The sequence below is a fragment of the Tolypothrix sp. PCC 7601 genome (assembly GCF_025677855.1).
Lineage (GTDB): Bacteria > Cyanobacteriota > Cyanobacteriia > Cyanobacteriales > Nostocaceae > Aulosira > Aulosira diplosiphon.
This window is the reverse complement of sequence record NZ_CP064879.1, coordinates 2,774,236-2,787,617: the sequence shown is the minus strand read 5'-3', so window position 1 is coordinate 2,787,617 and position 13,382 is coordinate 2,774,236. Positions and strand designations below refer to the sequence as shown.

Below are 13,382 nucleotides of genomic sequence, written 5' to 3'. Positions count from 1 at the left end.
ATCTCCCTCATCTCCCCTATCACCTAGCCTCTCTGAAGCAAAGGGAAGAAATGACCCACAGGGCCTTGTCCTTTGCCAATATCGAGGGAATAAGTGAGTGCAGTTGTAACATAGTTTTTTGCTTGCTGCACTGCTGTTAAGAGGTCTTTATTTTGAGCTAAATTGGCAGCGATCGCAGCTGATAAAGTACAACCAGTACCGTGGGTATTTTTGGTTTCTACTACTTGGGTAGTGATAGTTTCTACATTTTGCCCATCAAACCAGATATCAACACCACGTAAGTTTCCTTGCATACCTCCACCTTTGACTAAAACTGCTTTCGCACCTAATTTGCGGTGGATGGTTTCGGCGGCTGCTTGCATATCTTCCAGGGAATTAATCGCTAAACCACTCATAATTTGAGCTTCATAGCGGTTTGGTGTGACAATAGCAGCTTGGGGTATTAAGGCACTACAAAGAGTCTGGACTGCGTCATCATCAATCAATTGTGCCCCTGTGCGTGAAACCATTACTGGATCGACTACTAAGTTATTGATCTTCCAAGCTTCTACTTGTTGAGCAACAGCTAAGATAATCTCCTTGTTGAGCAACATTCCTGTTTTTGCAGCTTGTACACCAATATCCTCAACCACCGCCTGAATTTGCGCTACTACAGCCTCAACAGGTATAGCATCAACTCGGCTTACCCCCAAGGTATTTTGCGCCGTGATGCAGGTAATAGCACTAGTTCCGTGGACACAGTGAAAAGCAAAAGTGCGTAAATCCGTTTGAATTCCCGCACCACCACCACTATCTGAGCCAGCAATAGTTAAAGCAACAGGTATCTTGGATTGTGTAACAGCGTTCATCTGATTTAAGGTCAAGGGTCAAGGGTTAAGGGTTAAAGGTCAAGAGTTAAGTATATTTATTTATTGTGAATGATTAAGTGTTTTGTTCCCATTACCCATTACCCATTACCCATTACTTAGTCCCTAATTTACTTTGTAAATACTTACCCCATTCAGCTGCTAAAGGGATTTCGGTAAAAGGGACTTTTACAGATTTAGCAGGTTCAGGAAAGAGAAATTCTAATTCAATCTGACGACCTTTTTCTGGTGGTGATTCTAAATTAGATAATTTGTCATCAACTAAAAGATTGATTGTTTGGACATCATCTAAAGAAAATGTCTCCAGTTTAATTGGCCCTTTAGGCGTAGGTTTTCCCCAAGTTATATTGTTATCTTTTTGACCCAATACTGCATAGATATCATACTTTGCCCGTTCAAATTGCTCTGCCCAAGCGCGGTAAGCTTCAACTTTTTGATACTCTTTTGAGCCTTGCCAAGCCAACCAGAAAAACATTGCTAACAAAGGCAACCACAATAGACCATGTTCCATTGTTTCAACAGTCCTGAGTGCTAAGTGAAAGTTTTAACTTAAGTGCAAAATACACCAACTCGAGGCACAGATAAGTTATCGTAGTGAGCAACTGGCAAAAAGCGGTGATGACTTTATATGAGAAGGCTTATATTATTTTGCTTGTTTCTCATTGGTTTGGGGGCGGCTGTATTTGGGTTCCTCAATTTTCAGGGACTAGCAGCCAAGGGTGAGTTTGAGACGATTCTGCTTGATTTTCGTGAAGATATACCCAAAGAGGTAGTAGAGAAAGATTTGCAAGCGATCGCTCAACAATACCAGGTTACACCCCAACTCGATAATAAATTTTCAGCAAAAGATAATGTGTATATTATCAAAGGCGATCGCCAACTGCTGAAAGAACTGCAAAAATCCAAATTCAAGTCGGCTACAGAATTTATCGAGCCAAATTATATTTACAACAATATTCCCCAACCGGGTGAATTTGCTTATTTGGGAGAATTTTTAAAACCCAATGAAGATGAAGAGAATGTCACTTCCTCATTAACTGGCCCTAATGACCAGTATTACAGTAAGCAGTGGAATTTACATAACATTGGCATTGAAGGCGCGTGGAGTCAAACCAAAGGTAGTGGCATTACGGTTGCTGTCATTGATACTGGTATCACTCGCGTACGCGACTTATATGAAACGAAATTTGTCAAAGGCTACGATTTCGTTAACGATAGAGAAGAAGCCAAAGACGATAACGGTCATGGTACCCATGTTGCAGGTACTATTGCCCAAGCTACCAATAATAAATATGGTGTAGCTGGTATTGCCTACGAAGCTAATCTCATGCCTTTGAAGGTATTGAATGAGTATGGTGGTGGTACAGTTGCCGATATTGCCGAGGCGATTAAATTTGCTGCTGATAAAGGCGCAGATGTCATTAATATGAGCTTGGGTGGTGGCGGTGAAAGCCAGTTAATGAAGCAAGCTATTGACTATGCCCACAACAAAGGTGTTGTGATTGTGGCGGCGGCTGGTAACGAAAACGCGAATGGTGCTAGTTATCCAGCACGTTATCCCCATGTTATTGGCGTTTCAGCATACGGCCCAGACAGTGAAAAAGCCCCATATTCCAACTTTGGTGCTGGGGTTGATATTTCTGCCCCTGGTGGTAGCGATGCTGGCAAGATTCTGCAAGAAACCATCAATGATCAAGGTGAAGGTGTGTTCCTTGGCTTCCAAGGTACAAGTATGGCATCTCCCCACGTTGCTGGTGTAGCTGCATTAATCAAAGCTAAAGGTATCACAGATCCCGATGAAGTTTTAAAAGTCCTCAAACAGTCTTCACGGGCTATTCAAGAAGATGGTTTAAACTACTACGGTTCTGGGCTACTCAATGCCGAAGCCGCCGTTAAACTTGCCACTGACGGTCAAATTAGCTTCTCTGATTTCTTCCGTTGGTTAAGAGATAACGGCTATCTCAACCCTGGATTTTGGATTGATGGCGGTGCTGTAGCGCTGTTACCCAAAATTTTGATGGTAGTTGGTTCTTATCTATTAGCTTGGTTTTTACGAGTTTACTTTCCTTTCACTTGGAGTTGGTCTTTATCCAGTGGTTTAATTGCTGGTAGTTCGGGATTATTCTTCCTTAAAGGAATTTATATCTTTGACCTGCCTCAATGGCCTTTCCGGCTTTTGGGTAGTTCTATTCCCGAATTAGGTAACAGTCTCCAAGGCACTGGTGATTTAAATCCCTTGTTTGCTAGCGTATTGATTCCTATAGTTCTCGTTGCATTACTACTGGGACATCCTAGCGGCAAATGGTTTGCCATTGGTTCTAGCCTTGGTGTGGCAGCCTGTTTGACAGTCAGTGCCCTTTACGATCCTGCTGTTTGGGGTTTGGGCAGTAGCCACTTAGCCCGCGTTTTCTTGATTGCTAATGCCCTGCTGTGTTATGGATTAGCTCGTTTAGCCTTGAAAAACGAAAGGCAAGTAGCTTAGTTAATTAACTGATATGCATTAGAGAAAATCTTCTCGCATTCAAGCTATTCAGGCTCAGGGAGGATGAGAAAAAGGGGATAAAAATTCAAAATTCACAATTATCCCCTTTTTCCTCCCAACAAACACCCAACACCCAACACCAAAAAAATTATATGAGTACTACAGTTACAGGCACTATTGAACACCGCGACATCGGTACTGGCGCTTGGGCGCTAGTTACCGATGAAGGCGTTACTTATGAACTTCCTAGAAGTGTAGATAAAAAATTATTAAAAGTAGGGCAAAAAGCCAAAGTTACGGGCAAAGTGCGAGAAGATATCATGACTACTGCCATGATTGGCCCTGTCCTGGAAGTAAAATCTTTTGATGTAATTAGTTCTGATTAGCTGCGGAAGCTAAAACTTCTTGTAATCGGCTTCTAAATTCACCTTTGGGATGGCCTCCTTTAACTTCACCAATAATCTGAAACTCTCCTTCAGGAGAATTACAGAGAATGTAGGTAGGCCATCCCATTTCTGATTTATCGGGATATTGAGTTAACAAAATCTTACGATACTTGCGATAAGTAGCCGTATCCTGCATTTTGACATCAATGAATTGCAAACCGAGTTCTTCAGCTACCTTTTGGTCATAAAATGACATTTTGTGGCAAATGCCGCATTCTTCCGAAGAGAACTTAATTACTGCTAAATTCATTTGACTGTGCGACTATTTGGACATAGGCAAATTATTGTAGCAGAAAACCTTGGATATCCGCCGCACAGCACGGCAAATAGTAATAAATACTAATCCTTATGCAGCTAAATTCTTGAAAAATAATTAAAAATTCTGCCAAATTGGCAGATATATTGTGGAATAACAATATGTATCTGCCTAATAGCCCATAAAAAGGTAGAAATTTAGTCAGGGAAAGGCATAACGAGTATCGAAAAATAATGATAAGATAAATGTAATTAACGATGACAGCAAGATAAGCGATCGCTAAGACACAATATTCAGAAATTTAATTTCACAGCGCATTTTTGTGCTAGAATATATGCCTCATCAATTATCAGTGGGCAGCTAGAGGCAAAATATCTCCTCAAAAAACCCCTAGTATGTATGAGCCTACCAGGGGAGTTAGTTATCAGGGTGCATCTACCAATTTATTTTTCTTAGTTTAAATACAATCTTCCGGAGAGTTTTTGGTAAAGGAAGATTGTTGTTTTTTCAATAATAAAAAACCCCCAGTAGGTATGAGCTTACCAGGGGAGTTAGTTATCAGGGTGCATCTACCATTTGATTGTTCCAGGTGAAATCGAGATGCTCCGGATAAATTCGTGATGCGTCGCCGATTATGGTTGAAAAACAAAAACCCCTAGAGGCTTTCGCCAACTAGGGGAGTGAGTTATCAGGGTGCATCTACCATTTAATTCTTCCAGTGCTACTACCTTAATCCGGATAAATTTTTGACCAATTCGCTAAAAAATAAAAAACTCCACCGATTTTATCAACCAGAGGAGTGAGTTATCAGGGTGCATCTACCATTTAATTCTTCTGAGTGCAGCTACCCTTATCCGGATCAATTTGTGACACGATTCGCTGATTATCTGTAAAAAATAAAAAACTCCACCGATTTTATCAACCAGAGGAGTGAGTTATCAGGGTGCATCTACCATTTAATTCTTCTGAGTGCAGCTACCCTTATCCGGATCAATTTGTGACACGATTCGCTGATTATCTGTAAAAAATAAAAAACTCCACCGATTGCCATCAATCAGAGGAGCAAGTTATCAGGGTGCATCTACCACTTAACTCTTCTGAGTGCAGCTACCCTTATCCGGATAAATTTTTGACCGATTCGCTAAAAAATAAAAAACTCCACCGATTTTATCAACCAGAGGAGTGAGTTATCAGGGTGCATCTACCATTTAATTCTTCTGAGTGCAGCTACCCCTATCCGGATAAATTTTTGACCAATTCGCTAAAAAATAAAAAACCCCCGCCGATTGCCATCAATCAGGGGAGTGAGTTATCAGGGTGCATCTACCATTTAACTCTTCTTGTGCAACTACCCTCATCCGGATAAATTTTTGACCGATTCGCTAAACACAAAAAACCCCCAGTGGTGGCAGCCAACTAGGGGAGTGGATTATCAGGGTGCATCTACCAGTTAACTATTCTGAGTGCAACTACCCTGATCCGGATAAAAGTCTTATATACATGTATTAGTGTTAACCACAAAAAAATCCCCTAGTGGGTACCAGCCAGCTAGGGGAGTTATTTATCAGGGTGCATCTACCATTTAATTGTTCTATGAGAAATAAGTAAGCTCCGGATGAAATTGTCACAATAGTGACTATCTGTATTTTTAAAGAAAAAACCCCCAGTAGGTATGAGCCTACTAGGGGAGTTAGTTATCAGGGTGCATCTACCGTTTAATTGTTCTATAAGAAATAAGTAAGCTCCGGATGAAATTGTCACAATAGTGATTATTTGTTTTTTCAAGAAAAAACCCCCAGTAAGTGTTAGCCTACCAGGGGAGTTAGTTATCAGGGTGCATCTACCATTTAACTGTTCTCTATATAACAAGTATTATCCGGATAAAATTCACTATGTATTGGTTTTATTGCCGTTTGCCAAGCTGAAAAAAAACCCCGGTAAGCATTAGCCTACCAGGGGAGTTAGTTATCAGGGTGCATCTACCATTTAATTGTTCCCCAGAGAAACGTTAAGCTCCGGATAAATTGACTAAAATGTGTATTCTAGTTATGTGTCAAAACAAACCCAAAGGATGCTAGGCAAAGAATCAGAGGAAAGCGCTTTGATCTACCACGTTCTCCAGTTAATAATGCTTATGTCTGAGGATGTTGTTATTTGCCAACATAAAAAAATCCCCTAATGAGCATTCGCCAATTAGGGGAGTCGAAGATCAAGGTGCATCTACCAATAAACTGTTCTACTCAGATGTCAACTAATCCGGATAAAGTTGTAAAAGCCGGATTTCCAATTAAAAAATATCCTATTGCCTTGTAAGCACAAGAGTAGGGAGCAGGTGAGCCAGCGAAGTCATCTGTACAAGAAGCTGCGCGTTGGTGTTAGCCTCTCGTAGAGTAGGAGTAGGAAGAAAAAGATTATCTGAGTAATTGGATAATTTATTTTCTATCAGTACCTAAAAAAGCAAAATAACGAGCATTCAGAAACATTCAGTGGCAAGATGCATCTAAGGTATCAGAAGAAGCGAAAAATCGACTTGAAACTTTCGCGTTTCAAACCTGATTTAGGAGGCGAAGAGGAGAAGTTGTGACCCAGGAATTTCATATTTCCGTAACCCCAGTAGGGCAAAATGACTACTTGGTGCGGACGGAACAAGTCGCGCCTGGGGTGCCATTAGCAGAAGAACTGGTGACTTGGCCTGTAGCTGATTGGTTAGCTGCTGCTGGGCATTTGATGAACGATCCGTTGATGTCAGTGTTGCAAGGAGATGCGATCGCCTTTGGTGGACGTGAAAGCGACATTGCCAGAAACTCAGTCAATCTAGTAGCGTTGGGTCAGCAACTATATAATGCACTGTTTCAAGGTACCCTCAGAGATAGTTGGATTACAGCACAAGGTATCGCCCAGAATCACCAACAGGTGTTACGTCTACGTTTAGGGTTGAAAGATACTAGGTTAGCGCGGTTACCTTGGGAAGTTATGCACGCAGGCGATCGCCCTCTAGCCACCGGGCCCTATGTCGCTTTTTCTCGCTACCAAAGTGGAATTCTGCCAGCATCTCGGTTGCCATCCAAAAATATACCGCAACCCTTAGAAGAAGGTGGTATTAAAGTATTAATGGTGATTGCCTCACCTACAGATCAAGTCCGTCTGGATTTGCTCAAACATGAGGCTATTAAACTGCAAGCCGAACTACAACGCCATATACCACGTGCCGCAGAAAGCGGTAATTATCTACCCGATATTGAACTTAAAGTTTTAGATCAGCCAGGGCGAGAAGAATTGACGCAAGCCCTAGAACAAGGGCGATATCATGTTCTACACTACTCCGGCCATAGTAATCTTGGTGCCAATGGTGGCGAAATTTATCTAGTTAATAACAGAACTGGCTTAACAGAAACCTTAAGTGGCGACGATTTGGCAGGTTTGCTTGTCAATAATAATATCCAAATGGCGGTATTTAACTCCTGTTTGGGAGCATACAGCGCTAACAGCGATACTGGTGAAGACACTGGAGAACGTAACCTGACAGAAAGCTTAGTTAAGCGCGGTATTAGAAGTGTCTTAGCTATGTCAGAACGCATTCCTGATGAAGTGGCGCTGACGCTGACACAATTGTTTTACCGCAACCTCAATCAAGGATATCCTGTGGATTTGTGTGTGAGTCGAGTACGCCAAGGGCTAATATCTGCCTATGGTTCTCACCACATGTATTGGGCGTTACCAATTTTATATCTCCAACCGGAATTTGACGGTTTTCTCAGCCCAGAAATCCCTGATAGTGCAGAAGCACTCAATGAGTATAATCCAGCTTTCAGGGGAAATCCTGCAGCAATGTACTCTGATATCGCCGAGGAGACTGATCTGTCTTTAATGGAGGACATGATCCCTTCGGGTTTAGCGCGTGACTCATCAGGGCTAGATTGGTTAGGTGAAGATACTTGGGGCGATTTGGTTGATGAAATCGAGTATGATGATGACCCCAGCTACGCCGAAGATTCCGCACTGGTTTCCGATTTGTTTCGCCAACTAGATAGCCAAAAAGGGATATCTGAGCAATCATCTTCCATGACGGCGGAACTTGTACCCCAGTTAAACGACAATAGCCTCCGGGGAAGACAACTTTCTTCAGAATTGACTGCACCCGATCAAGAAGCTAGCTTTTGGGAAGAAGAACCAGAGCCTGCAAATGAAACTTCTACAAGTTTTGATGGGAATTGGAATCACAATTCCTATGGCAGCTCACAAACATATTCCTCAAAACGCCGCCAGCGTCGGCAGATTTGGCCGATGGTAGGTATTGTAGGAGCAAGTGCGATCGCAGTTGTTGTGGGTGTCAATTTGTGGCAAAATAACCAAGCGAAAAAATTACCACCCATACCACCAATTCCTATTCAGTCGATTACCGCCCAACCTCCTGTAGATTTAAAGACGGCTGCAACTGGAATTGTCACTGCTACCGCTACAGAAAAATTGAGCCAAGGCGACTTACAAGCAGGGCTAGAGGCTGTAGAAGAATTACTGAACCGTGGCGCGCTTCCACCTGCCCAAGCCGCGTTAAAACTTGTCCCGCCGAAGCAAGCTGATAATCCATCTGTTAACTTTTTCAAAGGAAGATTAGCTTGGCAATCTGTGCAGATAAAAGATAAAAAATACAGTATTGATGATGCGCGCCGTTATTGGGAAAGTGCTGTAAAAGCAGATCCAGAATCGTTTTTATATAATAATGCTTTGGGATTTGCTTATTATGCAGAAGATAACTTAAATCGAGCTAATGATTCTTGGTTTAAAGCTTTAAATTTAGCACTTAAGCAACAAGCAACTACTAAAAATACTACATCTAAAGATGCTTTAACTTCTTATGCGGGATTAGCTTTAGGGCTTTATAAATCTGCATATAATCAACCATCTGAAAAACAGTATCAATATATGAATGAAGCGCTAAAATTGCGCCAAATGGTCATTAAGGACGATCCGATAGATTTCCAAGTAGATAAATTAAGCCGAGATTGGCTATGGACAGAAAAGGCTATTGCCGATTGGGGATCGCTACTGAAAGAAAAAGCTCAGAAACAATAAAAGGGAACAAGGAAGAATAATTTACAAATTGACTTTGGCTTTCATAAATGAAATAGGAATGCTATAGAGTTAAGAAGATAATAATATAGCTATCATTTTGCGAAATACTAAACCGATTATCATCGCCCATAGAGGGGCTAGCGGCTATCGTCCCGAACATACATTAGCGGCTTATGAATTAGCAATTGATTTAGGGGCTGACTATATTGAACCTGATTTAGTTGCTACTAAAGACGGGATATTAATTGCGCGTCACGAAAATGAAATTTCGGAAACTACTGATGTTGCTAGCCATGCAGAATTCGCTCAACGCCAAACTAGCAAAATCATTGATGGGGAGAGTAAGACAGGCTGGTTTACCGAAGACTTTACCCTAGCCGAACTCAAAACCCTACGAGCAAAAGAGCGAATTCCCGAAGTGCGATCGCAAAATACAAAATATGATGGTTTATTTGAAATTCCTACACTGCAAGAAATCATCGATTTAGCTCAAGCTAAAAGTATTGCGGTTAATCGGACTATTGGCATTTATCCAGAAACTAAGCACCCAATTTATTTTCAATCGATTGGTTTATCTCTAGAAGAACCGCTATTAAAAACTTTAGCAGCTAACGGTTATCAAGGCGCAAATGCACCTGTTTTTATTCAGTCTTTTGAAGTTAGCAACCTCAAATATTTATCAACAAAAACTGATTTACCTCTGGTGCAATTAATTAATAATACTGGTAAACCTTATGATTTTATCGTTAATGGTGATGAGCGCACATATAGCGATTTAATTACAGCCTCAGGGTTAAAAGAAATTGCAGAATATGCACAAGCTATAGGAATTCATAAAAATCTACTTGTTCCCAGAGATAGCACAGGTAAATTACTACCGCCTACATCCTTAGTTACCGATGCTCATGCAGCTTCTTTGCTGGTTCATGTTTGGACTTTCCGCAATGAAGATTTATTTTTACCTTTAGACTTTCAAGGGAATCCAAAACAAGAATATGAACTATTTTTTAGCTTAGAAATTGATGGCGTTTTTAGCGATTTCCCGGATATAGCTAATACAATTTTGGATTTTGGATTGTAAATTTCTATTAAGCCACCAATGCCCAATGCCCAATGCCCTATTCCCTGTGGAATGAGGTATTTTCACGGGCTGCAAAACTCCTCAATGACTTGCGCTTTCACCTCATCCAAAGGAAAAGTATTGGGATAGGTAGAAAACATTAGCATGATGCCTTGTAAAGTTGAGGAGAAATAGATAGATCGCTTGCGTGGATTTGCTACCCCCAGCTTTGTGAACATTTCCGTCTGCACCTCAAACTGCTTTTCTTGCTCATCCATTAACCTCTGGCTGTATTTAGCTACGACTGGATCGAGCCTGGGTTGGGTAAACAGGTTGAGGTAAAAACGGAAAACTTCAGGTTTTCGGCGGACATCTTCTAAAGCTCCTTCGGCAATGTGCCGGATTTGTTCGGCAGGTGTTGGTTTTGCAGCCGCCGCTTCCATGACAAACAATAAATCGTGGAGTCGCATATCAACCAGTGCCGCAATCACATCTTCTTTGCCTTTGAAATAATGATAAAGAAGTCCCTTGGATATCTTCGCTGTTTTCGCAACGTCGTCAATAGAGGTGGCGTGATAGCCTTTGCTGAAAAAAAGCTCCATCGCCGCTTTTAAGATTTGCTCCTTGGTAGCCTGACGGATACGTTCATTTTCTGCTGGGGTGCGGGGCATCTTTAGATTATTACTCGCTCAAAAAATCGCTAATCAGGTTAGTTACCTCTGCTGGATGTGTATCACGTAAATCTGCACCGCCACTATGAATGAGAGCGATCGCATCGCCCTTTCCTTGGATTTCGTAATGTAGATCCATTTGCAAATCCTCCTTGTAGCCGCCAATTGCAGCCCTATATGGGGTGATAGCGTTTTTTAGTGAATGCGATCGCCACCACTATCTTCAATATATTTTATGACTGACCATACAGTTAATAAAAAATCACACAAAAATAGCCCTCCGTAAAATAGGAGGGTCAAGGACTTTCAAATAAAAAATATCCCATTACTTTTAAAGCTGGGGAAGTTAAGGCAGAAAAAGGGACAAGCAATGCAAAATTCAAAATTCAGACATTTATTTGACTTTTGACTCTTGACTTTTGACTCTTGACTCTTGACTCAGCACTCCTAAATATTGAGTCCTGACTTTTGCTCACGATTGATCAAAATACCTCTCAAGCCAGCAGCTTTAGCAGCTTGATAGTCTTCTTCTGGGCTGTCGCCAATGTGCCATGCAGCCTCAGGTGGACACTTATGTTTTTCTAAGGCTATAGCAAAAATTTGAGGATCTGGTTTAGCGGCGCGTGCTTCCGTAGAAATGGTGATGGAGGTGAAAAAGTCCCTGAGTCCTAAACTTTGCAACACTGAATAAATGCGGGAATCGAAATTAGACAACACTCCTAATTCGATTCCCATCCGCCGCCAGTTAATCAAAGCTGGTAGCACATCAGGATAAACAAACCACGGTTCAGCAGTGCCAAAGTGGATATAAAGTTCACTAAAAAAAGCCGAAAAGTCAGAAAATTGCTTGAGAACGCCTGCGCTTTCAAAAGTATTGAGGGCAATGATTCGCCACCAATCAAATTCGCGCTGGAGAATGTCTTGGTTGTCTGCATCAGGAAATATCGGCGGTGGTGCGGCTTTAAAGCTTTCGATAAATGTTTTATCTAATGTATCAGCGGAAACTTCCACATCAAATTCCTGGGCTAGCTTACTATAAACTTCGCCCACACTACCTTTGACCCCGATGAGTGTGCCTACAGCATCTAAAAAAATAACTTTCGGTCGTTCCATCAAACTGTTATGCTTTTGCGTCCTGGATTTGAGATTATGCCTGATCGAGCTTCAGTGCATAGTTATATTTACGCACTATTTGCTACTGAGAAAGCGTTTCTATAATAGGACGTACTAGCCAATTAAAACCAACTCTGAGTTGATGATCGAAAGTAGGCAACCGATAAAGATAGGCAAGACGACGTGCTAAATATGCCAATGGCCCTTCTAGCTTGATTCCCAAACCCGTTAAAGTAGCATTATCTACTCCCAGCGCCAGCATTTCCCCTAACTTTTGATATTGGAAGGGAAGTAAAGGACGATTTGTCAGGGAAGCCCAAATATTCCAAGCAGTATAATCAGCTTGTTGAAAAGCAGCTTGAGCAGTAGCAGGGACTTGCTGACCTTGAGCATCAACACAATCTACTAAATCCCCCAAAGCAAAAATTTCTGAATGGTCTAGAACTTGTAGAGTAGCTGTAGCTGTAATTTGACCGCGTTGATTTTGCTTCAGTGGTAGGGATCTAACTACGGGAGTTACTCGCGTTCCGACAGTCCAAATCACCAAATCTACAGGAATTGTATCAACTTGATTTTTATATTCTAGGGAAATAGTATCTTGAGCAATAGACTCTACATTGGTTTCTAAATCAATAAATATACCTCGCGCTTCCAAAGCTTTCTTTGCCGCTTCACGGTTAAAGTCTGGGGAAGTTCGTAAAATTTGGTCGCTGAGTTCTATCAGCCGGAAGCGTCCTCTTTCTCCTAGTCTGTCGGCTAACTTACAGGCTAACTCGACACCGCTATAACCTGCGCCCACAATTGCCACCCGAATTTTATCAGCATCGGATTCTTCTAAAACTCGCAAGCGTTCTTCTAGCCGATAAACATCAGGAATAGTGCGGAAGGGGAAAGCATAGGATGTGGCACCGGGAACCAAATCTAGCGGTGTTTCTCCACCCAGCGCCAGCACTAATCTGTCATAAACGATTTCCGGCCCATCTTGTAACTGTACTCGTTGCTGGTCGATATCAATGCCAGACACCACAGCTTGATAAAAGCGTATACCTGTGCCTTGTAATAATTCTGCAAATGGTGGGGCAATTTCCCAAGTTTGGAGTTCGCCCGTCAGCAATTCGTAGAGTAGAGGAGAAAACAAAAAGCGATCGCTTTGATCTACCAGGACAATTTCGGGTTTTTGCGTAGACTCCCAAGGTAACTGGCTCAAGCGTAAGGCAGTATAGAGACCACCAAAGCCGCCACCCAGGATCACAATTCTATTAGTTCGTTGAGTCATTTGTTCTTAGGGAATATCCATCCCACTTGGGCAACTATCATTCAGTGTAATGATTTATTTCTGCCTATTGCATGGGAACAATAAACTTAGGCCCACAAAGGCTGCTCAATTTACTCATATCACCTAGTAATGTTTCCAG

At 41.7% G+C, this 13,382-nt stretch carries 11 protein-coding genes; 4 read left to right on the top strand and 7 right to left on the bottom strand.

Features of this window, described 5'->3' with window-relative positions; translation table 11 throughout:
• Nucleotides 1-23 precede the first annotated feature (23 nt).
• Both thiD and HG267_RS11615 read right to left on the bottom strand, forming a co-directional pair.
• Nucleotides 24-848 (bottom strand): bifunctional hydroxymethylpyrimidine kinase/phosphomethylpyrimidine kinase, encoded by an 825-nt coding sequence (thiD, locus tag HG267_RS11620; RefSeq protein ID WP_045869113.1) that lies wholly within the window; start codon nucleotides 846-848, stop codon nucleotides 24-26.
• Nucleotides 849-960: 112 nt separating this feature from the next.
• Complete coding sequence (locus HG267_RS11615; protein WP_045869112.1) at nucleotides 961-1,377, bottom strand: hypothetical protein; 417 nt, start codon at nucleotides 1,375-1,377, stop codon at nucleotides 961-963.
• A gap of 117 nt (nucleotides 1,378-1,494) precedes the next feature.
• Here HG267_RS11615 and HG267_RS11610 point away from each other — a divergent pair, with 117 nt between their 5' ends.
• On the top strand, nucleotides 1,495-3,348 hold the full coding sequence (locus HG267_RS11610; RefSeq protein WP_045869111.1) for a S8 family peptidase: 1,854 nt from the start codon (nucleotides 1,495-1,497) through the stop codon (nucleotides 3,346-3,348).
• 152 nt (nucleotides 3,349-3,500) lie between these two features.
• A complete protein-coding gene (locus tag HG267_RS11605) occupies nucleotides 3,501-3,734 on the top strand; it encodes a hypothetical protein (protein ID WP_045869110.1) in 234 nt (77 codons plus the stop codon).
• On the opposite strand, the gene HG267_RS11600 is transcribed toward HG267_RS11605, so the two are convergent.
• The gene (locus HG267_RS11600; protein WP_045869109.1) at nucleotides 3,721-4,044 is read right to left on the bottom strand and encodes a hypothetical protein; all 324 of its coding nucleotides are present in this window, start codon (nucleotides 4,042-4,044) and stop codon (nucleotides 3,721-3,723) included. The genes HG267_RS11605 and HG267_RS11600 overlap by 14 nt on opposite strands.
• A 2,586-nt stretch (nucleotides 4,045-6,630) precedes the next feature.
• Here HG267_RS11600 and hetF point away from each other — a divergent pair.
• Nucleotides 6,631-9,123, top strand: coding sequence for a cell division protein HetF (gene hetF / locus HG267_RS11595; protein ID WP_045869108.1), 2,493 nt, complete (start codon nucleotides 6,631-6,633; stop codon nucleotides 9,121-9,123).
• Between the two features lie 97 nt (nucleotides 9,124-9,220).
• The gene (locus HG267_RS11590; protein WP_228045279.1) at nucleotides 9,221-10,204 is read left to right on the top strand and encodes a glycerophosphodiester phosphodiesterase; all 984 of its coding nucleotides are present in this window, start codon (nucleotides 9,221-9,223) and stop codon (nucleotides 10,202-10,204) included.
• Nucleotides 10,205-10,266: 62 nt separating this feature from the next.
• On the opposite strand, the gene HG267_RS11585 is transcribed toward HG267_RS11590, so the two are convergent.
• From HG267_RS11585 to HG267_RS11570, 4 genes are all read right to left on the bottom strand, one after another.
• A complete protein-coding gene (locus HG267_RS11585) occupies nucleotides 10,267-10,854 on the bottom strand; it encodes a TetR/AcrR family transcriptional regulator (RefSeq protein ID WP_045869106.1) in 588 nt (195 codons plus the stop codon).
• Nucleotides 10,855-10,864: 10 nt separating this feature from the next.
• Entirely contained in the window at nucleotides 10,865-10,993 is a 129-nt protein-coding gene (locus HG267_RS11580; RefSeq protein ID WP_255325171.1) for a hypothetical protein, read from the bottom strand.
• Between the two features lie 308 nt (nucleotides 10,994-11,301).
• On the bottom strand, nucleotides 11,302-11,967 hold the full coding sequence (locus HG267_RS11575) for an HAD-IA family hydrolase (protein ID WP_045869105.1): 666 nt from the start codon (nucleotides 11,965-11,967) through the stop codon (nucleotides 11,302-11,304).
• Between the two features lie 82 nt (nucleotides 11,968-12,049).
• A complete protein-coding gene (locus HG267_RS11570; RefSeq protein ID WP_045869104.1) occupies nucleotides 12,050-13,243 on the bottom strand; it encodes an NAD(P)/FAD-dependent oxidoreductase in 1,194 nt (397 codons plus the stop codon).
• Between the last annotated feature and the right edge of the window lie 139 nt (nucleotides 13,244-13,382).

Excerpts from the sequence above, each read along its gene's own strand:
- HG267_RS11610 (WP_045869111.1), top strand. The coding sequence starts at position 1,495 with ATGAGAAGGCTTATATTATTTTGCTTGTTTCTCATTGGTTTGGGGGCG.
- HG267_RS11585 (WP_045869106.1), bottom strand. The coding sequence starts at position 10,854 with ATGCCCCGCACCCCAGCAGAAAATGAACGTATCCGTCAGGCTACCAAG.
- HG267_RS11570 (WP_045869104.1), bottom strand. The coding sequence starts at position 13,243 with ATGACTCAACGAACTAATAGAATTGTGATCCTGGGTGGCGGCTTTGGT.
- HG267_RS11600 (WP_045869109.1), bottom strand. The coding sequence starts at position 4,044 with ATGAATTTAGCAGTAATTAAGTTCTCTTCGGAAGAATGCGGCATTTGC.
- HG267_RS11580 (WP_255325171.1), bottom strand. The coding sequence starts at position 10,993 with ATGGATCTACATTACGAAATCCAAGGAAAGGGCGATGCGATCGCTCTC.
- HG267_RS11575 (WP_045869105.1), bottom strand. The coding sequence starts at position 11,967 with ATGGAACGACCGAAAGTTATTTTTTTAGATGCTGTAGGCACACTCATC.
- HG267_RS11605 (WP_045869110.1), top strand. The coding sequence starts at position 3,501 with ATGAGTACTACAGTTACAGGCACTATTGAACACCGCGACATCGGTACT.
- HG267_RS11615 (WP_045869112.1), bottom strand. The coding sequence starts at position 1,377 with ATGGAACATGGTCTATTGTGGTTGCCTTTGTTAGCAATGTTTTTCTGG.
- thiD (WP_045869113.1), bottom strand. The coding sequence starts at position 848 with ATGAACGCTGTTACACAATCCAAGATACCTGTTGCTTTAACTATTGCT.